This window comes from Synechocystis sp. LEGE 06083, assembly GCF_015207725.1.
Taxonomy (GTDB): domain Bacteria; phylum Cyanobacteriota; class Cyanobacteriia; order Cyanobacteriales; family Microcystaceae; genus Synechocystis; species Synechocystis salina.
In genome coordinates, this window is the sequence record NZ_JADEWJ010000425.1 from 1 (window position 1) to 1753 (window position 1753).

2 protein-coding genes are annotated in these 1753 nt (G+C 52.1%); both read left to right on the top strand.

Annotation, left to right across the window (positions count from 1 at the left end):
- A partial coding sequence (locus IQ219_RS19385) for a pitrilysin family protein (RefSeq protein WP_194073697.1) occupies nucleotides 1-496 on the top strand: 496 nt, incomplete at its 5' end.
- Nucleotides 497-680: 184 nt separating this feature from the next.
- The coding region (gene murD / locus IQ219_RS19390; RefSeq protein WP_194073698.1) for a UDP-N-acetylmuramoyl-L-alanine--D-glutamate ligase at nucleotides 681-1753 on the top strand (1073 nt) is incomplete at its 3' end.

The window sequence follows — 1753 nt, forward strand, 5'->3', positions numbered from 1 at the left end:
GGGCAATGGTCTCTCTAGCCGCTTGTTTGTAGAACTAAGGGAAAAACGGTGTTTAGCCTACGACGTATCGGCTTTTTACCCCACCCGGTTGGGGTCTTCCCAATTTGTCACCTATATGGGCACTGCCCCAGAAAATACGGCGATCGCCATTGCCGGCCTACGGGCGGAAACCGAGCGATTATGCGCCCAGGCGTTGGAGGAAGAGGAAATTACGGCGGCGAAAAATAAACTGTTGGGCCAGTATGCCCTGGGTAAACAAACCAATGGAGAAATTGCCCATCTATTTGGTTGGTATGAAACCTTGGGCTTGGGTTTGGGTTTTGACAGCGAATTTCAAGAACAGGTTAAAGCCGTGACAGCGCCCGATGCCCAACGGGTGGCCCAAAACTATTTGGCGGAACCCTACCTTTCCGTGGTGGGGCCAGAGGAAGGTTTAGCGAGATATTTCGACTGGACTTCAGAAGCAGAAAGCCAAACCTCGGCTGCCCTGGTATAAAGCTCAACCAAGGTTGAAAAAAATCTAAAATACCCTGAAATGGCTCAACTTGCCCGATGGAATTGTCGAGGTTGGTTGGCTGGGATCCCCCTCAAAGCTACAATGGTGCGACATCGATGCCAGCGGGATTCCCTTTGGACCCGCCACCTCCATTCGTTAGTTTTCCACAGTAAAGTCAAATCATATGCCCCAGGCTTGTGTAATTGGGTTAGGACGTTCCGGTATTGCCGCGGCTCGAGTTTTGCATCGGGATGGCTGGGAGGTAACAGTATTCGACCAGGCGGATAATGAGCAACTGCGGGCCATGGGACAACCCCTAATCCAGGAGGGCATCAGCCTTAACCTAGGCGATCGCCTGGAGCCAACGACAACGACTTGGCCCGAACGCATGGTAGTTAGCCCTGGGGTGCCCTGGGACATTCCCCTGTTGGTGGCCGCCCGGGCAAAAGGGGTGGAAGTGATAGGGGAATTGGAACTAGCTTGGCAATATCTCCACGCTGTACCCTGGCTGGGGATCACTGGCACCAATGGTAAAACCACCACCACATCCTTGGTCCATGCCATTTTCCAAAAAGCAGGTTTGAAGGCCCCCGCCTGCGGCAACATTGGCCATGCGGCCTGCGAATTGGTGCTACAAAACCAGAACTACGATTGGATTGTGGCCGAAATTAGCAGTTACCAAATTGAATCTTCCCCCACCCTAGCGCCCCAAATTGGCCTTTGGACCACCTTTACTCCCGATCACCTCAACCGCCACAAAACCTTAGAAAATTATTTCAACATCAAAGCCAGTTTGCTTTCCCGCTCCACCATTCAGGTGCTCAACGGCGACGATCCCCACCTCTATGGCCATGGCCCCGGTTTATACCCCCAAGCCCATTGGACTAGTACCCAGGGAGCTAATCATCTGGCCGGTCTTTGTGACCCCAAACAGGGGGTTTACCTGCAGGACAATTGGGTCAATGCCTTTGGGGAATTGATTGCCCCGATTAATTTATTCAAAATGCCTGGGCAACATAACCAACAAAATTTGCTAATGGCGATCGCCGCCGCCCGTTTAGCTGGCATAGATAAAAAAGCGATCACAGAAACCTTGTTAACTTTCACCGGAGTGGCCCACCGCTTAGAACCCATTTGCACCGTCAATGGAGTGCAATTTATCAATGACAGTAAGGCCACTAACTATGATGCGGCGGAAGTGGGACTATCTTCCATGAAAGGCCCCACCATTCTGATCGCCGGGGGAGAAGCCAAGGA